The sequence below is a fragment of the Dethiosulfatarculus sandiegensis genome (assembly GCF_000931935.2).
GTDB lineage: Bacteria > Desulfobacterota > Desulfarculia > Desulfarculales > Desulfarculaceae > Dethiosulfatarculus > Dethiosulfatarculus sandiegensis.
Genome location: NZ_AZAC01000016.1, coordinates 102,285 through 120,051 on the forward strand (window position 1 = coordinate 102,285; position 17,767 = coordinate 120,051).

Consider the following 17,767-nt stretch of genomic DNA (forward strand, 5'->3'; position numbering starts at 1 on the left):
TGGCCTCCAGCCGGAAGCGGTGAATAACTAACAGTCGTAACAGATCAAGATAGGATTCGGCTTACCGGTTCGGTCGGGATAAACCTTTTATCTACACAGGTAAAGCAAAAATGCATTTCAGGCCGGTTTTTCGTTTCACAGCCTGAAATGCATTTTAAGGCCTTGCTCAATGAAAGGCAAAAGGGCTTTTATTTTTTACCCCTTATTTTGGTGGGCTCAAGCCCCACACCCATGGCTCTTTGCAGCCTGGCCCCGGCCAGATTATAGGTGGTAAGGGCTGAATAGTAGTTTTCCTGGGCCTGGGTTAAAAGGGTTTGGGCATCGAGCACCTCGGTATTGGTGGTCAGTTGCTCTTTAAAGCGCTCTTCGGTGATGCGGTAATTTTCCTTGGCCTGCTCAACCTGGGTGGTGGCTGTAATGATGTTTTTCTCAGAGTCTATCAAAAAGAGCCAGGCCTGTTTCACCTGCAGGTCTATCTGGTCCTTGAGGTTGTTTTCCAAGGCCGTAATCCGCATTTTGTCCGCCCTGGCCTGTCCTACCTTGTGTTTGGTGCGCCCCCACTCGAATATGCTCCAATCCAGGGAGGCCTGGACTTCCCAGCCGGAGTTGTCGTAATACTCGGAATCGCTTATATCCGGTGAATCACTAAGGTAGTTGTATCCCGCTTTCAAGCCTATCTCCGGGAAATATTCGCTCTGGGCCTTTTTGATAAGCTGGTCCGCCTGATTAAGCTGAATGCCCAGAGCCTTGAGTTCGGGCCTTTCTGTCCTGGCTTTGTGTTGGGCCTGGTTGTAGCTGATGTCTTTGTGATGACGGCGCAAGATGTCCTCAACCTGGACTTTTTCATCCACACCCCAGCCAATAAGGCTCGAGAGCTTGGCCTCGGCCAGGGAGACCGCGTTATCCGCAGCCACCTGGCTCTGCTGGGCATTGGCCAATTCAACTTTGACCTTCAACACGTCATTGACCGGTATGATCCCCACATCATAGAAATCCTGGGAAGTCTTTAAATGGGCCTCTAGCTGCCGCACGGCTTGGTTGGCTACTTCCAGTGATTTTTGGGCTTTCAGGTACTGGAAATAGGACTCCTTGGCTGAAAGCGCCACGTCGAGCTTGCCCAGGAGCAGGTCTGTCTTGGCCAGGTCGATTCCCAGTTCAGCCAGCTTGTGCATGCTTGTTATGCGAAAACCAGTAAAAATAGGCTGGGTTACAGTTGTTTTCCAACTATAGGTGTTTTCAGACCCAACTTCGAAAGTCATACCGGCTATGCTGGTTGTGGGAGCGTCTTGCACGCCCTTATAGGCATATTGGGTGTCCAAAGTGGGCAGATAATAGGTATAAGCTTCTTTTTCCGCCAACTTGGCCGAGTCCACCTTATGTTGCGAAGCCTTGAGGGTAGGTGAGTAGGACAGGGCCATTGTAACCGCCTGATCCAGGGTAATAGGGTCAGCGGCTTTGGCTTGAACAGGTTCCAGGCAAAAGGCCAGGGCAATCAACGCGGAAATAATCCCGGATTTGTAAATAAATTTCTTGGATTTTTTACTGAACACAGTTTTTCTCCTGATCCTTTAACAGGTTTTATTTATAAGTCTGGCTGCCTGTAACTCGCTTGCCGGACAAGCTCCCTGTCGCTTATTGAATAGTGAAGGATCTGCGCTCAAGGGGGTTAGCTCCAGACAGGGTCGGGTAAACAAAGCAGAAACCTTTTAGCAAACATTATCAGTATAACAAGTGTCTTGTGTTATAGATTCATTTTAGTCCCGTTTTGGCGATAACAGAAAAAGCAAATTCCTTGTCCGATTCGGCCAGGCTGATCACCAATAAATTCAGGTCAAAAGCCCCAGTCTGCGTATTGACCCCCAAAAAAGACCCGGTAAAGCAAAAAACGGCCTTAGCATCGCGAAAACTATGGATTTACCCATCAGCTCGGGTTTCTTTTCCGTGACAAATTTAAAGAATTGCCGGTTGGGATAGTAATTCAACATAAAACACACCAGGCTGAGCGTCAACGCACGTTCCAGGTCATATGGCCACAGGCTGATAAAAAGCCCCAGGCCAAGCATTACAAATCCACTTTGCAAGGCCATGCCCGGCCAAGGTGCGGCTCCCCTTGGTTTGCTCGCACCCCATTTCTCTGCCTGCCAAAATTGATCCAACAGATTTTGGAGCAAGGTTTCGGGGTGGGCCCGGCGAACCGGCCAATTGTGATCACAGGCTATTTCAAAGCCCCGATCTTCCAGCTTTTCATATAAATAAGGATCCCCCTTCGGATCGGCGCATTGGTCACTGAAGCCACCGGCGTTTAAAAGGGCGCTTTTCCTGAAGGCGGCGTTCTGTAATTCAGGCTCCCAAAAAGTTTGGCTTAGAGCTGTAAAATTTGCGACTGCTTCAGCCACCTCGGGCCAGGCGCCTTTTCCGGGCAAAACTCCCGGAACGCCTCCCAGTGCGGCCAGGGATTCATTTTCCTTGAAGAATTCTCTTACTCTGGGCACAAAATCCGGCCCTATCAAAAAATCCGGAGAGATGAAACAAATTATTTCCCCCTTTGCAGCCTGCACCAATTGGTTCATGCCGGCCAAATTGGAGAGAGAGGCCAGGTGAATCAGGGAGGCTTTACAGGGCAGGGCGCTGAAAAGAGGCAGAAGCCCGCCTTGGTTGATTCCTTCCCGGTCCGGGACAGCCAAAAGCAATTCGCTTTCCTCATCCAGCCAAGTCGCGGCAAGACTCAGAAAGGTTTCAAGGTGTTTTTGGTTTGGTTTGAAAATAACCGCGATGGTAACTTGCAAGTTCATCTCTGCCTTTTATTGATTTTTCATATAGTTGAAAACCACCGCAGACCATAACAGGAACCAGGGCTCATCTCAAGGCCATCTGGTTTTATTTTGGGAGCTGTTTTGTCGGCCCCTAAAAAAATTCCGGCATTAAGTAAAGGCATATGCAGTCGACTGCACCCGCCTCTCCCTGGTAGTATGCTTTTACTTGAAGCGCTTGCGGGGTTTTACGAAAATAAATAAAGGTTTCACGCCTTTTTTCAGTCTTTTTAGACAACTTTAAGCGTTAGTTAAACAATTTTTACACTTGACATCTGGGGGGGCTCAAGTAGCCTACCAAGGTATTTTTGAACCTTTATATAGTGGTCTGATTAATTAAGATAAGGTTGTATTATGCTGCTTTCCATTGTTATGCCCGTTTACAATGAAGAACAGTTCTTGGAGGAGATCGTAAAACAAGTTCAGGCAGTGGACTTGGGCGATCTTGAGCGGGAGCTGGTCATGATCGATGACTGTTCCCAGGATAAAACTCCCCAGATAATGGCGGCCATGGAAGGCAAGACCAGTATAAACCCACAGGCAAAGCCGTTTGACCTGCCCATCCGCATTTTCAAACATCCGGTGAACCGGGGCAAGGGCGCGGCCCTTCGCACTGGCTTTGCCGAAGCCAAAGGCGATCTTATACTTATCCAGGACGCAGACCTGGAATATGATCCCGAAGATTATCCGGTGCTCTTAAAGCCGGTGCTCAGGGGAAAAACCCAGGTGGTCTACGGCTCCCGCTTTACCGGTGAAAGACGCAACATGTTCTTTCACCACTGGTTGGGCAACAAATTCCTCACCCTCACCACCAATATCCTCTACAACACCACCTTAAGTGATATGGAGACCTGCTATAAGCTTTTTACCAAAGAGGCCTTGGAGGGCCTGGTCATAAAGAGCGACCGGTTCAATTTCGAGCCGGAGATCACGGCCAAGCTCCTTAAAAAAGGCCTGCGCATCTACGAGGTCCCCATCAAGTACACGGGCAGGGAGTTTGATGAAGGTAAAAAGATCACCTGGAGAGACGGTCTGGTGGCTCTTTGGTGCCTGATCAAGTTCCGGTTTGTGGATTGATCCGTTTTCTTCCGATATACCGCTTTTTTCTCCGGCTGCGCCTGGGGAAACAAGAAGCAGATCAAGGGCCGGCCTTAAGCCGCCCTTGTTTTTAGGCCTGGTGAAACCACATGTGGAAACAATATCTTTTCGGAATTCTGATCAGTCTGGCGGCTGGTTGGTTTTTTCTCCAGGTTGTTCCCTTAGACGAGATGACAACCACCCTGGGCCAAGTGAAGCTGATTTACCTTCTCCCCAATGCACTGCTCTATCTGCTTTCCTATGTTTTCAGGGCCATACGCTGGCATTATCTCATGCTTCCCCTTGCCAATGTCCGCTTCAAACCCCTTTTTCAAGCCTTGATGGTGGGCTTTTTGGGCAACAACATACTGCCCGCCCATCTTGGGGAAGTGGTGAGGGCCTATGTATTGGGGCGCACCGAAAAAGTCAGCAAATCGGCGACCTTTGCCACCGTTGTCATGGAAAGGGTCTATGACGGGCTCACGGTGCTTTTTTTCCTGCTTCTGGTTATGTGGTTCATGGACCTGCCCGAGGGCCGGGTTGACGGCACCATAATAACCGTAGACGCCCTGCGCACCGGCGGCTGGTTGGGATTTGCCCTTTTTGCAGGCCTTTTGGTGATTTTGCAGTGCTTCCGCTGGAAAAAGGACCTTTCCCTCAAGCTGGTGGGAATCTGCTTGAAACCCCTGCCCAAGGGCCTGGGTCAAAAGATTCTCACCATGGTGGACGCTTTTGCCGACGGACTCGCAGTCACAAGGGCCAAGGACCTGCTTTTTGTGGCCATTCATTCTCTGTTGGTCTGGTTCTGCCTGGCTTTTTGGGCCTGGAGCCTTTTATTTGCCTTTGGCATCAGCATGAGCCCGATGGTGGGATTGCTTATGGAGGTGGTTGTGGCGCTGGCCCTTTTGATCCCCTCCGCACCTGCTTTTTTGGGTACCTTCCACCTGGCTGCCGCAGCCACTTTGAGTTTTGTGGGCGCTGATCCGGCTCAGGCCGGAGGCTATGCCATGCTGCTCTGGCTGATTCATTTTGTAGTCACAACCCTGGTGGGGCTCTATTTTGTATGGCGCATGGGGCTTGGCTGGAAGGCCTTTAGCGGAAAAGCGTGATGGGTTGACATGCCTCCTTTGACCACGTAACATCCATTGTCACAGTCTTTATCAGTGAAAGCTGCCTTTGGTTTGGGCTAAAACACTGTGAAACGGGGGGCGCGGATGAAGGAAGTCAGCAAAGACCAGCTTTTTGAGATAATTCATCAGGAATTTCTCTGCCGAGGGGTGCTGGGCAAGGCATTGAGGCTGAAGCAGGGCGACTCCCTGTTCAGCGTGCGTTGCGATGAAGATTGCTTTACCGTTTACCAGATAAACCAGGCCAGTCACCTGCCTCCCGGACTTCCCGGATGCGTCACCTTGCGGCTTAGTAAAGACGAATGCTTCAGCCTGCCTTGCGGCCGGGCTCCATCTACTGATGATAAGCATCTGGACCAGGCCCGTCTCTGGGCGAACCAGATGCTCACCTTACTTGACGCCACCTTCCCACGGAAAGGTTAATAATGGAAATCCTTATTTACGGTTCTTTGGCTTACGATCGCATCATGACATTTGAGGGGCAGTTCTCAGACCATATACTGCCCAACAATATAGATTCTCTTTCAGTGAGCTTCAACGTCAACAGCATGAGGGAAATGCTCGGCGGCACCGCCGGAAATATTGCCTACGGCCTTACCCAGCTCGGTGAAAAACCGGCGGTTCTGGGCTCGTTGGGCAGGGACGGCTCCCGCTATCTGGAATGGATGCAAAACCACGGTATTAAAACCGAGTTCGTGCGCCTGGTCGATGATCAGTTCACAGCGGGCTGCTTTATTACAAACGACTGCTGCAACAACATGATCAACAGCTTCAATCCCGGCGCCATGTACTTCCCCTGCAATGTGGACGAAGGCCACTTGAAGCCCTCTGATTCCCTGGCCATTGTGGCCCCGGGCGGAAAAGAGGATATGAGCAGGCTGCCCGAGCTTTACCGCAAAGTGGGCCTGCCCTTTATCTTTGACCCAGGCCAGTCCCTGAATATATGGCAGGGCGAGGAGCTCAAACAGGCCATGGACGGCGCCATGACCCTAATCTCCAATGAATATGAACTGGAGATCATTCAAAAGCTCACCGGTCTGGATTTAAAGACCATTTTGGAAAATGTCGAAAGCGTTATCACCACCATGGGTGAAAAAGGCTCGCTGGTGCGCAGAAAAGACAGTGAAACCTTTATTCCCGCCGCCCCGCCTGATGAAGTGAACGACCCCACGGGAGCCGGAGACGCCTATCGCTCCGGCCTTTTAAAAGGCCTTTCCAATGGCTTAAGCCTGGAAGAGGCCGCCCTTTGGGGTTCCGCTATCTCCTCTTTTGCCGTGGCCTGCCACGGCACTCAGGAATACTGCCTCGAGGAAGGCCAGTTTGAGGAGCGTCTGGCCAAAGTGAAGAAGCTTTTTGAAAATTAACCGTAAAACCGAGTAGATTCTAACATGGAGACCATGACAGGGGACCTTATCCTGATCTATCACAAGGATCAGCCCATGGGGTTTGCCCGCGTTGAGGATATTGTTGCCGATGTAAAGCCGGGCTGGTGGCAGATAACCATTATGCTTTTGCAGTTGCCCACCGCCAAGGTCACCTGGATTCTCAGAGAGGAATATATAGACGGAGCCGAGTTCACCATGGGGGGAGAGTCCATGCGCCTGGAGCGTTTGCCCCGGCCCCAGGGACAGCTTCCGCCCGAGCCGGAGACTCCGGAAACTTCTGACCAGGATGAAAAACCAAAATCAAAAGGCAAGGTGCTCAGCCTGGCCGAACGCAGGAGCAGCAAGAATAAAAGCTGATCCCGGGGAGCTTCTTCGAATAATGGCCGATTTGTTAAAGGGCTTTCATTTTTACCACGAGTTCAGGCCCCGTTTTTCCGATATAGACGCCTTTGGCATGGTGAACAACGCCACTTTTCTAACTTATTTTGAAGAGGCCAGGGTGGCTTATCTAAGCAAGTTGGGCATATTCAATCCCCTGACCAAACCGGCCATATCCATAGTTATTCAAAGAACAGAGGTTGACTACCTGGCTCCTGTCAGAATGCCGGACAAGGTCCGGGTTTATATCCGGAGTTCAGAGTATAATCAAAAAAAGTTTACCTTTGAGTATGCCCTTTGGCTGCCGGAGCGCGAAGTTCTGGCGGCCAAGGGTAAAAGCCTCACCGTCTCATACGATCTGGACCAGGGCCGGGCGGTGGCGATTCCGGAAAAGTTTTTAAACGCCATGCAGGCCTTCGAGTCCCGGGAAAAAGAGGGCGCAGATGCGGGAACTTGCTGATCTCATAGCCCAATCTCACTCCTTGGTGGTTTTCACAGGGGCGGGAATGTCCACGGAATCAGGCATTCCGGATTACCGCTCTCCGGGCGGAGTGTGGGAGCGTCATAATCCGCCTCAGTTCCAGGAATTTATGACCTCATCCAAGGCCCGCACCGCCTATTGGCGCTTTTATCAAGAGGCTTTCTGGGATTTTTTCAAGGCCCAGCCCCATCAAGGTCATCTGGCCTTGGGCCGATTTTATGAGGCAGGCAACCTGAAGGCGGTTGTCACCCAAAATATAGACGGACTGCATGTGCGGGGAGGTGTTGCGCCCGAGGCCATGTGGGAGTTGCACGGCACAGTGGCCAAGACCTCCTGCCTGAGTTGCAAAAAACACATGGAAGATACCGAAGCCGTGTTGAAGCGTTTTGAGGTGGGTGAACTTGACCCGGCCTGCCCTTTGTGCGGTGGAATTTTAAAGCCCGCCACCATAAGCTTTGGCCAGTCTTTGGACCAAAATGTGCTCCAGGGAGCGGCCCAGGCCTGCGCCGAGGCTGATCTTTTGATAGTAGCCGGGTCGTCTCTGGTGGTGCATCCGGCTGCGGCCCTGCCCAGGCTCACCTTGGAAAACCATGGCCGGGTGGTCTTGATGAACCGGGACGAAACCTGGCTGGACGATCACGCAACCCTGGTGATCCGGGAGCCCATAGGCCAAGTATTGGGGGAAACCGCGGACCTGCTCCTGGGAGACTGCAATTGATCAACTTTCATTGATAAGCTCGCCTTTTTCATTGAAAGGCAGGTCAGTGCCCTTGCGATAGGCCATGGCACTGGCCCTGGCGATCATTTTTTCACTGTCTTCTTCCCATACCTTGGCCTTGTAAAGGGCGGTTTTTCTGGTAGCGTGTTGTTCGCTGACCCTGGCCAACAGCCTGGCCCCGGCCCGGGCGGGAGCCAGGTAGTAGATGGTAAGCTCTTGGGCCACCGCCACCTGGCCATGGGCGTTGCAGGCCAGTTGAAAGGCCTCGTCCAGAAGACTGAAGACCGCGCCGCCGTGGAGCATGCCGAAAATATTTTGCAGCTTTTTACTGAACCGCATGGCCACCAGAGCGTTTCCGGGTTTTATCTCCAGGACCTCCAAATCCATGAATTGTCGGAAAGGTTCTTTCTCACTTCTTTTGAGGAGCAATTGAACCGGGTCTGGTTTCACTTAAAAGCCCCCTTAATGTGATGCTTTAAGTATCAGCAAGGTGTAATGGGCGGGAAGCCTTAAATGTTTTTTGGCTTATGGTTATAATAGAACATCTCTATTGCAATAACAATTTCAACGGCTCATGGGTTGAAAAGCGGCATCCAAGTTAAAGACTTTTCCGCTCTATTCACGTCCCTGATTTGCTAGCATAGGATTTATGAAAACTCAACAAACGAAAACCAAAGAAATCAAAATCGATATCACCGACCTGGCTTTTGGCGGAAGGGGCTTTGGCCGCAATGACCATGGCAAGGCTGTCATGGTCCAAGGTGCGTTAAAAGGCGAAACCGTACTGGCCGGAATTACCAGGGAGCATAAGGACTACGACCAGGCCGAGGTGGTGCAAATCCTCAAGCCCAGCCCGGACCGGGTTGAGCCTTTATGCCCCTATTACGCAAATTGCGGCGGTTGCAACCTCATGCACCTTGCCTATCCGGCTCAGGTAAAGGCCAAGGCCGCCTGGGTCGAGCGGGCTCTTCACCGTGTATCCGGAATCAAGCCCCATGAAGTAATTTCTTCTCCTGCTTCCGAGGGGTGCCGCAACCGGGTGAGAGTCCAGGTAAAGCATAAAAAAATCGGATTTTATGCCCGTGCCAGCAATGATCTGGTGGAAATTTCAAATTGCTTGGTGGCAAAAGATGCTATAAACCGGATCCTGCCGGAACTGGCAAAATACCTGGAACAATGGCAAGGCCCCGATCCCAAGGAGATCGAGCTTCTCTCCGGCCTGGAGGACACGGTTTTCGCCTGTGTGATTTTTGACCGCTCTCAAAGGGTGTCAAAACAAAAAATCCAAGAACTGAGGGCGGGGCTCCTTGACACCGGGCTGGCCGGGGTTCGTTTTTCCGTGGCAGGCAGGCTTGAACGCTGGGAGTTTTCCCCTGAAAATGGGGCGAACATGTACAGATCCGCTGATCTTGACCTGTTCGCTTTTCCCGGATTTTTTTCCCAGGTCAACTTTGCCACCAATGACATTCTGCTTGAGGAGTTGACCAAAGAGGCCGGAGAAGGACAAGGTGGGGAGGCCTTGGACCTTTACGCCGGAACCGGTAACTTCACCTTGCCGCTTTTGAGGCAAAACTGGCTGGTCACTTCAGTGGAAAACGCCGTCGGCTCTCTGGACGCAATTGTCTTTGGGGCGGAGGCTAACGGATTAAAGCAAGGGCTGGCCGGATTCCAGGGCAAGGTTGAAAAGGTTCTGCCGGTTCTTTGGGAAGAAAAGGCTCATTTTGATCTGGTGGTTCTGGATCCGCCCAGGTCGGGGGCCAAAGGTTTGATGCCCGGCCTGGCCAGGCTTGATCCCACTAAGATAATTTATATATCCTGTCATCCCGCGGCGCTCGCACGTGATGCCAAGGAGTTGATAAAGTTGGGTTATGAGCCATGCTCATTCATGGTTTTCGATCATTTCCCCCACACAGGTCATGTGGAGGCCCTGCTTGCTTTTGAGAAGTGATAACCTGAAACCACTCATTTTTACGTTTCTGTTTGTCGTGGCCCTTGTTTTTGGATTCAGCGGCGGAGTGTGGGCTTTGGGTCCTTTTGCGCATCTGAAATACGCCAAGGAAATTTGGCCCCATGTGGCCAAACAGACCGGCATGGAAGCTGGTGATGAAAGATTATGGCGGGTTTTTCAGGCGGGCGCCCTGGCCCCTGATGCGGGTTATTATCTGGAGCAAAAAAACGGTTTGGCCCAGGCGGCCCACCAGTTGGCTCCCTGGCGTTTCTGTAAAATTCTTTTCAAAAATGCCCACACAGATTCAGACCGGGCTTTTGCCCTGGGCTGGTTGAGCCATTGCCTTTTGGACCTGCAGGGTCATTCCCGGATCGTTAATCCCGTGGTGGGGGGAGGATATTCCAAGAATAACCTCTTGCACAAACAGGTTGAATGGGGACTTGACTGCTATCTGCTGGCCAAGCCGGAAAATGACTGGCTTTGGCAGGTAAAACCGGATCATTTGGCCGGTTTGGACCCTTGGGCAAACAATATTCAGCGGATATATGGTAAAAAGCCGCCTCTCAACTTGCTTAAGGAAGCCTTCTTAGCCCAGTTTTACGAAGTGGGCCGTTTGCCTTACGTGTTTTGGCTTTCCGGCAGTTTACACCTGGAAAACAGGGGCGTGGTGAACGGCCTGGGCTTTGTTCTGGGCAATACCGTGCGTCCGGGCTATGCGGCCTGGCTCGAATGGCGGGATGGCGATTTAAATGTATTGGCTGTACTCACCCCCAGGCTTCCTTCTGAAGAAGAAGTGTCGGACTGGGAAAAAATCCTGAAACAAGGGCCGGAAGATCTTTTGCCCCTGCTAAAGGGCGAGCCCTGGCCCTGCGGAAACCTGGATATGGACAAGGCCTGTGAAAAAGGTGACTGTCCCGAGGCCCTGGAGGCCAGGGCCTGGTTGGAATCCCTGCCTTGAAGGAGGGAGAGATGCGGAAAAAAAGTTTTTTTTATTGGCTGGTTGCAGGCTTGTTTTTTTCCCTGTTGACCGGTTTACCGGCAAAGGCCCTGACTGTGGAGCAGGTGATCAAACTGCGCCGGGCGGGCATTTCAAATAAAACCATAGCCATAATGCTGGAAAATGAAACCAGGGTGCGCAAGCGGGGTGGAGTGGGCCGTTATGTGGTAAGCGGTCCCCAGGGCAGCGAGGTTATTGTTTACCAGGCCAGCACCCCGGGAGGGGTGAGCGATTATCATGTGGATGTTCCCTTACACGCCGGTGGAGTTGACCGCATGAGTGTGGTGTTGGGCACTGAAAAAAGAACCCCGCCAAAGTTTGCGTCCAATCACGGCGGCAGCGGCTTTACCTTGCATCTGGCCAGTTTCAAGAAAAAGGATTATGCCGATCAAGAGGTGCGGAAACTCAACCAAAACGGCGTCCAGGCCAGACTGGCCGCAGTGGATCTGGGGGGAAAGGGCAGGTGGCAGCGGCTCCTGGTGGGCAAATATCGAACCAGAAAGGCAGCAAAAGCCGCGGCCGAGATTCTGAAAAACCAGGGCAAAATCACTTCCTACAGGGTTATCCCGCAATAACCTTTTTAAGATGACGATTTTAAAGCAAAATTACTGTTTCCCAAAGCCGAGTTACGGTTTCGGCCCTTTCCCAGGCGAGCCCTTCCTTTTATTTAAGCTGGTTCCAGCGGTATTTAGCGTATTTTTCCTTTTTGGGATATGATTATGAGTTCGCATTCATGCCTTGTAATATGCTTGAGTGGGTAAAATTCCTTGAAAGAGAGTTGGCTTTTGAGTTATGCCCGCAAGCGTCTTAATAGCGGCTGAAGAGGAGTTGGCTTGAAGAACCTGGAACTGTTCAGCCAGCGCCAGATCCTGAGCGTCAGTGATCTGGTGGCCCAGCTGAAAAAACATACTGAAGGCAGGTTTAATTTTATCTGGGTGGAAGGCGAGATCAGCGGTCTGGCCCGTCCGGCCAGCGGGCATCTCTATTTCAGCCTTAAAGATGACAAATCCACGCTGCGGGCGGTTTTTTTCCGCAACCGGGCTGGTTACCTGCGTTTTAAGCCTGAAAACGGGTTAAAGGTCCTTTGTCAGGGCAAACTTAGCGTTTACCAACCCAGGGGCGAGGTCCAGCTGGTGGTGGATTCCATGGAGCCCAGGGGCTCCGGCGCCCTGGCCCTGGCCTTTGAGCAGATAAAAAAACGCCTGGCCGAAGAGGGGCTCTTTGATCAGGAACGTAAAAAACCCCTGCCCGAGTTTATCAGGCGGGTGGCGGTCATAACCTCCCGTTCCGGGGCTGCGGTGCGCGATTTCATAGAGGTGCTGCATAACCGTTTTGCAGGCATTGAAGTGGCGGTTTTCCCCGCAACCGTACAGGGTGAAAAGGCTCCCGGCCAGATAATCGAGGCGCTTAAAGAACTTAGCCAATGGGATTGGCCCCAGGTAATCGTCCTGACCAGGGGCGGAGGCTCACCCGAAGATCTGTGGGCCTTTAATGATGAAGATTTGGCCAGAGCCATCGCAGACTGCCCCTTGCCGGTGATTTCGGCAGTGGGGCACGAGATTGATTTTACGATCAGCGATTTTGTGGCTGACCACAGGGCGGCTACACCCACTGCTGCGGCTGAAATGCTGGCCCAGCCTATGGCTGTTCTGGCTCAGAACGCAGGCGGTCTGGAGAAAAGGCTTCTGGCAGCAGGCCAAAGGCTGATCAACCAACGCAGGCTGGCCCTGACCTCTGCCGTAAAGGGCCTAAGTGATCCGAGCCGCGGGTTGATAGATAAAAGGCTCAGGCTCGACGACCTCATGATGCGGGCGGCTGCCGGGGTGAATGCAAACTGCCATGGGAAAAGGAAAACCCTTTACCAGTTTGAGCAGGGCCTGCATCAGAAAAGGCCGGACAGGCGTTTGGCACATTTAAAACAAAAGAATACCGAGCTTGGCTTTCGTCTGCTTGACGCACTTAAAACAAGGCTGCAAAGCGATCGGGGCCGCCTTGAAAACTTAAAGGCCAGCCTTAAAGCCCTGGGGCCGCAGGCTGTACTGAAAAGGGGCTATGCCCTGGTCACCGGCCCTGACGGCAAGTTACTGCGTCAGGCGGATCCAGGATTAGTTGACAAGGAGATAAAGGTGCGTCTGGCCCAAGGGGGATTGAAAGCCAGGGTTGAGGAGATTGACACTTGAAAAAAATCACCGTCCTTACGTTTCTGTTGTGTTTTTTGTCCACTTCCGCCTGGTCCGCCAGTCTGCAGCTGGCTGGCAAAACCGTGGGCATAGGCCAGCCTTCCTGGGTCAGGGTCTGCCTGGACCGCAAGGTTTCCAAGCTGACGGTGCGCCTTTGCCAAAGGGAGTTTGACCTGGAAAAGGTGAAAAAGAACTGCTATGCAGGTCCCATTGCCGTGGATGTGCGGCAAAAACTCGGTTATTACCTGGTCACAGCCCTGGCAGACGGGCGTCAGGTCGCCTCGGCCAAGATAAAAGTGGTCTCCAAGGATTACGGAGTAAGGCGGATTACGGTTAACAAAAAATACAGCAAGCTCACCGCTGAACAGCTGGCCCGCTATAGACGGGAAATCGCCAGTATCAAGGCCGCCATAAAAAATTCCTCAGCCGGAAGGCTCTGGAAGGGAAGCTTTATCAAGCCGGTCGCCACTAAAGTGGTCAGCCGTTTTGGCAAAAGAAGCATTGTAAACGGTATTGAAAAAAGCCCGCACGGCGGAGTTGACTTGAGGGGCAAAGTGGGGGATCCGGTTAAGGCTCCGGCAAACGGCCGGGTGAACCTGGTTTTGGATACTTACTTTGGCGGTTTGATGGTTATGATTGATCACGGCCGGGGACTGGTGAGTTGCTATCTGCACCTTTCCGCCGCCTTGGTTGAGCCCGGCCAGGTCGTGGAAAAGGGCGAGGTAATAGGCGAGGTGGGGTCTTCGGGCCGGGTGACCGGACCGCATCTGCATTGGGGGATATATTTGGCCGGGGCCAAGCTTTCACCCCTGGACTGGATCGATACCAGTAAGACACTTTCCAGGTTTTATGGAGAGACCAATGCCAAGAACTAAGAAGAACCCGGGTTTTGAGAAGGGTCTCAAGCGACTGGAAGAGATTGTGGGTAAACTTGAAGCAGATGAACTGACTCTGGAAGACTCGCTTAAGCTTTTTGAAGAGGGCGTAAAACTTGCGGGAGACTGCTCTGATCTGTTGGACGCGGCCGAAAAAAAGGTCACCCTTTTATTGAAAGACAGGGAAAAGGGGATTCAAAGCCGACCTTTTCCCACGGAAGAAGATGATGAACTCAACTGAACTTAAAGTATATCTTGGCGAGCGACGGGAAGTGGTGGAAAAGGCGCTTTTGACTTTTCTGCCGGAAGATGAATCCCTGGGCAATATCTACAAGGCCATGCGCTACAGTCTTTTTGCGGGCGGCAAGCGCCTGCGCCCTATTTTATGCATGGCAGGGGCCGAGGCGGTTGGCGGGGCCCCTGAAAAGGTCCTGTTCTGCGGCTGCGCCATGGAGATGATACACACCTATTCCCTTATCCACGACGATCTGCCGGGTTTGGATGATGATGATTACCGGCGGGGGGTCCTTACCAATCACAAGGTGTTTGGCGAGGGAATGGCCCTTTTGGCCGGTGACGGCCTTCTGACCCAGGCCATGGTGCTCTTGACCGATCCCAAGGCCCACCAGGGCCAGGACCCGGTCAGGGTGTTGCAAGCCAGCCAGATCATGATGACCGCCGCCGGGCTCATGGGCATGGTCGGCGGCCAGGCCGCTGACCTTGAGGGTGAAAAGCAAAAGCCGGATCTGGAAAAGGTTCAGTTCATTCACACCAAAAAGACCGGGGCCCTGCTTACGGCAGCTATTTTGACTGGTGCGGTTCTGGGCGGCGGCAATGAGGATCAGATCAACACCCTGCGGGAATACGGCAGCCGCATTGGCCTTGCTTTTCAGATTGCCGATGACCTTTTGGACCTGATGGGTGATGCCGAGGCCATGGGTAAATCCACCGGTGCAGACGCCGCCAAGGGCAAAATGACCTATCCGGCGGTGATGGGGCTGACCCAGGCCAGGCAGACCGGTGAAAGCCTGGTGGAAGAAGCTGCCCAACTGGCCAGGAACTTGGGAGCCAAAGCCGAGCCTTTGGAAGCTCTGGCACTCTACATAATGGAGAGAACCCACTAAAGATGAGTAAAAGTAAATCCGAAACTGAAGATTCGGTTTTAAAAAGGGTGTCCAGCCCCCAAGACCTCAAGGGACTCACCTTGGATGAGATGAACCTTTTAGCCCGGGAGCTCAGGCAGACCATTATCTCCCAGGTGCGGGTTACGGGCGGGCATCTGGCTCCCAGCCTGGGAGTGGTCGAGCTGACCCTGGCCCTGCACAAGGTCTTTAATCTGCCGAAAGACAAAATCGTCTGGGATGTGGGGCACCAGACCTATGCCCACAAAATTCTGACCGGCCGTAAGGACCGTTTCAACACCTTGCGCCAATTGGACGGCATCTCAGGCTTTCCCAAACGTTCGGAAAACCCTTGCGACTGTTTTGATACGGGGCACTCATCCACCAGCATATCGGCCGCCTTGGGCATGGCCGTGGGCAAGCACCTGCAAGGGGACCCGGGCCGGGTCATAGCGGTTATAGGAGACGGCTCCCTCACCGCGGGCATGGCCTATGAGGGCCTAAACCAGGCAGGCGATCTGGACGAAGACCTGATTGTGGTTTTAAATGACAACGGCATGTCAATCGCCCCCAATGTGGGCGCCTTGAACAAGTTCATGTCCCGGGCCTTGAGCGGCAAGGCTTACCAGGGATTTCGCAAGGACGTGGAAAAGGTGCTTAGAGGGGTGCCGGGAATCGGCAAGGAGCTAATTGACCTGGCCCGCCGCTCCGAAGAATCGCTCAAGGCGTTTTCCACCCCCGGTATGCTGTTTGAAGCCTTTAAATTTAACTACCTGGGGCCGGTGGACGGGCACCGCCTGGATCGGCTCACCGAAACCTTTGAGATGGTGAAAAGGTTAAAAGGCCCGGTTCTGGTGCATGTTCTGACCCAAAAGGGCAGGGGATACGAACCGGCCGAGCTGAACCCGGCCCATTACCATGGCGTGGGAGCGGTAAAGGCAAAAGACGCTCCCAAACAACCGCCTTCATACACCTCGGTCTTTGGCCGCACCATGGTGGAGTTGGCCGGGGAAAATAAAAATATCATCGCCCTTACCGCGGCCATGCCCGAAGGCACGGGCCTGACCGAGTTTTCCCAAAAATACCCGGAGCGCTTCAAGGATGTGGGTATAGCCGAACAGCACGCCGTGACCTTTGCAGCGGGGCTCGCCTGCGAGGGTTATCAACCGGTTGTAGCCATATACAGCACCTTTATGCAGCGCGCCTACGACCAGGTGGTGCATGACGTGTGCCTGCAGAACCTGCCTGTGGTCTTTGCCCTGGACAGGGGCGGCATTGTGGGTGAAGACGGCGAGACTCATCAGGGGCTTTTGGATATCAGCTATATGCGCTGCGTGCCGAATATGGCGGTCATGGCCCCTGCTGATGAAGATGAGCTGCGCCATATGCTGAAGACGGCCCTGGAGCATAAATCTCCGGTAACCCTTCGCTATCCCAGGGGATGCGGCCTGGGGGCCGAGCTTAAAGGCAAGCCTTTGGTCTTGGATTGGGGCAAGGCCGAGCTTAGGCGTGAAGGCAGTGACTGCCTTCTTCTGGGGATCGGCGTGGGGGTTAAGGCGGCGGAAGACGCCGCTTTTAAACTACAGGAAAAAGGCCATGACCCGGCTGTGATAAATGCCCGTTTTGCCAAGCCCTTGGATGAAGAGCTTATTTGCGCCTGGGCTGAAAAAACCGGCCGGGTGGTTACGATTGAAGAAAACGTCTTGGCCGGCGGTTTTGGCTCTGCTGTGCTGGAATGCCTTAATAATCGCAATTTACTGGATAAAGTCAAAATCAGACGCGTGGGAGTGGGGGACACCTTTGTACGTCACGGATCCCAGGCCCAGTTGCGCGCCTTGTATGAAGTAGATGCAGACGCCCTGGAAAAGGCGGCTTTGGAGCTGTTTGACTGACCATGGCTACCAAGATTCGTCTGGATAAAAAACTTTTGGATATGGGTATGGCCCCTTCCAGACAAAGGGCCCAGGGCCTTATCATGGCGGGCTTGGTGCGGGTAAACGGTCAAGTGGTGACCAAAAGCGGGTTTAACCTGCCTTCAGATGCCGTTGTGGAGGTGGAAAAGCCTGATCATCCCTATGTTTCCCGGGGAGGATTAAAGCTTAAAGGCGCTCTGGATCATTTTGAATTAAAACCCCTTGCATATAATTGCCTGGATATTGGCGCCAGCACCGGCGGGTTTACGGATTGCCTGTTGCAAAGCGGCGCTAAAGCGGTCACCTGTGTGGATGTGGGATACGGCCAATTGGCCTGGAAACTGCGTCAGGACGAGAGGGTTACCTCCATTGAAAGGGTGAATGCCAGGCATCTGCCCGAAGATCTGGCCCCAGGGCCGTTTGATCTGGTGGTTATGGATGTGAGTTTTATCAGCCTCACCCTGGTTTTGCCTCCTTTGCAAAATAGGCTGGCCCCCAAAGGGGCTATCCTGGCCATGGTCAAGCCTCAGTTCGAGGCGGGCAGAGAGGCTGTGGGCCCGGGCGGCGTGGTGAGGGATGAGGCCATACAGATGGCCGCTGTGGAAAAAATCTATGGTTTTCTTGCCAAAATGGGCCTTTCGGTAAAAGGCCATTGCAAAAGCCCCATAAAGGGGCCCAAGGGAAATCAGGAATATTTTATTTTGGCTGTTTCCGAATAATTATGAGGCGCAAAGCCGATAATACTAAAGTGAGGAAT

19 protein-coding genes are annotated in these 17,767 nt (G+C 52.8%); 16 read left to right on the forward strand and 3 right to left on the reverse strand.

From position 1 onward, the window contains the following. Positions 1-188 precede the first annotated feature (188 nt). Together X474_RS12855 and X474_RS12860 are read right to left on the reverse strand one after the other, a co-directional pair. Complete coding sequence (locus tag X474_RS12855; protein WP_044349423.1) at positions 189-1,550, reverse strand: TolC family protein; 1,362 nt, start codon at positions 1,548-1,550, stop codon at positions 189-191. A gap of 276 nt (positions 1,551-1,826) precedes the next feature. Further along, positions 1,827-2,792, reverse strand: coding sequence for a glycosyltransferase family 2 protein (locus X474_RS12860; RefSeq protein ID WP_044349424.1), 966 nt, complete (start codon positions 2,790-2,792; stop codon positions 1,827-1,829). A gap of 372 nt (positions 2,793-3,164) precedes the next feature. Here X474_RS12860 and X474_RS12865 point away from each other — a divergent pair, with 372 nt between their 5' ends. From X474_RS12865 to X474_RS12895, 7 genes are all read left to right on the forward strand, one after another. After that, entirely contained in the window at positions 3,165-3,887 is a 723-nt protein-coding gene (locus tag X474_RS12865) for a glycosyltransferase family 2 protein (protein ID WP_044349426.1), read from the forward strand. A 110-nt stretch (positions 3,888-3,997) separates the two neighbouring features. Continuing rightward, positions 3,998-4,996, forward strand: coding sequence for a lysylphosphatidylglycerol synthase transmembrane domain-containing protein (locus X474_RS12870; protein ID WP_044349428.1), 999 nt, complete (start codon positions 3,998-4,000; stop codon positions 4,994-4,996). Between the two features lie 105 nt (positions 4,997-5,101). After that, positions 5,102-5,437, forward strand: coding sequence for a hypothetical protein (locus X474_RS12875; protein ID WP_044349429.1), 336 nt, complete (start codon positions 5,102-5,104; stop codon positions 5,435-5,437). Positions 5,438-5,439: 2 nt separating this feature from the next. After that, complete coding sequence (locus tag X474_RS12880) at positions 5,440-6,378, forward strand: carbohydrate kinase family protein (RefSeq protein WP_044349430.1); 939 nt, start codon at positions 5,440-5,442, stop codon at positions 6,376-6,378. 24 nt (positions 6,379-6,402) lie between these two features. Beyond that, the gene (locus X474_RS12885) at positions 6,403-6,756 is read left to right on the forward strand and encodes a hypothetical protein (RefSeq protein WP_044349431.1); all 354 of its coding nucleotides are present in this window, start codon (positions 6,403-6,405) and stop codon (positions 6,754-6,756) included. 22 nt (positions 6,757-6,778) lie between these two features. Then, positions 6,779-7,237, forward strand: a complete 459-nt coding sequence (locus X474_RS12890; RefSeq protein ID WP_044349433.1) for an acyl-CoA thioesterase — start codon at positions 6,779-6,781, stop codon at positions 7,235-7,237. Next, positions 7,221-7,976: an SIR2 family NAD-dependent protein deacylase gene (locus X474_RS12895; protein ID WP_044349434.1), complete on the forward strand. Its 756-nt coding sequence runs from the start codon at positions 7,221-7,223 to the stop codon at positions 7,974-7,976. Before X474_RS12890 ends, X474_RS12895 begins: the two co-directional genes overlap by 17 nt. Here the strand turns inward: X474_RS12895 and X474_RS12900 are convergent, their stop codons facing one another. Next, positions 7,977-8,426, reverse strand: a complete 450-nt coding sequence (locus X474_RS12900) for a PaaI family thioesterase (RefSeq protein ID WP_052515172.1) — start codon at positions 8,424-8,426, stop codon at positions 7,977-7,979. Between the two features lie 199 nt (positions 8,427-8,625). Here X474_RS12900 and X474_RS12905 point away from each other — a divergent pair, with 199 nt between their 5' ends. From X474_RS12905 to X474_RS12945, 9 genes are all read left to right on the forward strand, one after another. Continuing rightward, positions 8,626-9,924 (forward strand): class I SAM-dependent RNA methyltransferase, encoded by a 1,299-nt coding sequence (locus tag X474_RS12905; RefSeq protein WP_044349435.1) that lies wholly within the window; start codon positions 8,626-8,628, stop codon positions 9,922-9,924. After that, on the forward strand, positions 9,908-10,882 hold the full coding sequence (locus X474_RS12910; protein ID WP_044349437.1) for a zinc dependent phospholipase C family protein: 975 nt from the start codon (positions 9,908-9,910) through the stop codon (positions 10,880-10,882). The genes X474_RS12905 and X474_RS12910 overlap by 17 nt, the downstream gene beginning before the upstream one ends. Before the next feature lie 11 nt (positions 10,883-10,893). Further along, positions 10,894-11,496, forward strand: coding sequence for an SPOR domain-containing protein (locus tag X474_RS12915; protein ID WP_044349439.1), 603 nt, complete (start codon positions 10,894-10,896; stop codon positions 11,494-11,496). Between the two features lie 258 nt (positions 11,497-11,754). Then, the gene (gene xseA / locus X474_RS12920; RefSeq protein WP_044349440.1) at positions 11,755-13,101 is read left to right on the forward strand and encodes an exodeoxyribonuclease VII large subunit; all 1,347 of its coding nucleotides are present in this window, start codon (positions 11,755-11,757) and stop codon (positions 13,099-13,101) included. After that, complete coding sequence (locus X474_RS12925; protein WP_052515173.1) at positions 13,098-13,976, forward strand: M23 family metallopeptidase; 879 nt, start codon at positions 13,098-13,100, stop codon at positions 13,974-13,976. The genes xseA and X474_RS12925 overlap by 4 nt, the downstream gene beginning before the upstream one ends. Next, positions 13,963-14,217 (forward strand): exodeoxyribonuclease VII small subunit, encoded by a 255-nt coding sequence (locus tag X474_RS12930; protein ID WP_044349441.1) that lies wholly within the window; start codon positions 13,963-13,965, stop codon positions 14,215-14,217. The genes X474_RS12925 and X474_RS12930 overlap by 14 nt, the downstream gene beginning before the upstream one ends. Beyond that, positions 14,204-15,100, forward strand: coding sequence for a polyprenyl synthetase family protein (locus tag X474_RS12935; RefSeq protein WP_044349443.1), 897 nt, complete (start codon positions 14,204-14,206; stop codon positions 15,098-15,100). Before X474_RS12930 ends, X474_RS12935 begins: the two co-directional genes overlap by 14 nt. A gap of 2 nt (positions 15,101-15,102) precedes the next feature. After that, the gene (dxs, locus tag X474_RS12940) at positions 15,103-16,989 is read left to right on the forward strand and encodes a 1-deoxy-D-xylulose-5-phosphate synthase (protein WP_044349444.1); all 1,887 of its coding nucleotides are present in this window, start codon (positions 15,103-15,105) and stop codon (positions 16,987-16,989) included. 2 nt (positions 16,990-16,991) lie between these two features. Next, on the forward strand, positions 16,992-17,729 hold the full coding sequence (locus tag X474_RS12945) for a TlyA family RNA methyltransferase (protein ID WP_044349445.1): 738 nt from the start codon (positions 16,992-16,994) through the stop codon (positions 17,727-17,729). Positions 17,730-17,767 lie beyond the last annotated feature (38 nt).

Coding starts and splice junctions, on each gene's coding strand:
- X474_RS12930 (WP_044349441.1), top strand. CDS start 13,963: ATGCCAAGAACTAAGAAGAACCCGGGTTTTGAGAAGGGTCTCAAGCGA.
- X474_RS12870 (WP_044349428.1), top strand. CDS start 3,998: ATGTGGAAACAATATCTTTTCGGAATTCTGATCAGTCTGGCGGCTGGT.
- X474_RS12915 (WP_044349439.1), top strand. CDS start 10,894: ATGCGGAAAAAAAGTTTTTTTTATTGGCTGGTTGCAGGCTTGTTTTTT.
- X474_RS12860 (WP_044349424.1), bottom strand. CDS start 2,792: ATGAACTTGCAAGTTACCATCGCGGTTATTTTCAAACCAAACCAAAAA.
- X474_RS12865 (WP_044349426.1), top strand. CDS start 3,165: ATGCTGCTTTCCATTGTTATGCCCGTTTACAATGAAGAACAGTTCTTG.
- dxs (WP_044349444.1), top strand. CDS start 15,103: ATGAGTAAAAGTAAATCCGAAACTGAAGATTCGGTTTTAAAAAGGGTG.
- X474_RS12880 (WP_044349430.1), top strand. CDS start 5,440: ATGGAAATCCTTATTTACGGTTCTTTGGCTTACGATCGCATCATGACA.
- X474_RS12875 (WP_044349429.1), top strand. CDS start 5,102: ATGAAGGAAGTCAGCAAAGACCAGCTTTTTGAGATAATTCATCAGGAA.
- X474_RS12895 (WP_044349434.1), top strand. CDS start 7,221: ATGCGGGAACTTGCTGATCTCATAGCCCAATCTCACTCCTTGGTGGTT.
- X474_RS12945 (WP_044349445.1), top strand. CDS start 16,992: ATGGCTACCAAGATTCGTCTGGATAAAAAACTTTTGGATATGGGTATG.
- X474_RS12935 (WP_044349443.1), top strand. CDS start 14,204: ATGAACTCAACTGAACTTAAAGTATATCTTGGCGAGCGACGGGAAGTG.
- X474_RS12905 (WP_044349435.1), top strand. CDS start 8,626: ATGAAAACTCAACAAACGAAAACCAAAGAAATCAAAATCGATATCACC.
- X474_RS12890 (WP_044349433.1), top strand. CDS start 6,779: ATGGCCGATTTGTTAAAGGGCTTTCATTTTTACCACGAGTTCAGGCCC.
- X474_RS12885 (WP_044349431.1), top strand. CDS start 6,403: ATGGAGACCATGACAGGGGACCTTATCCTGATCTATCACAAGGATCAG.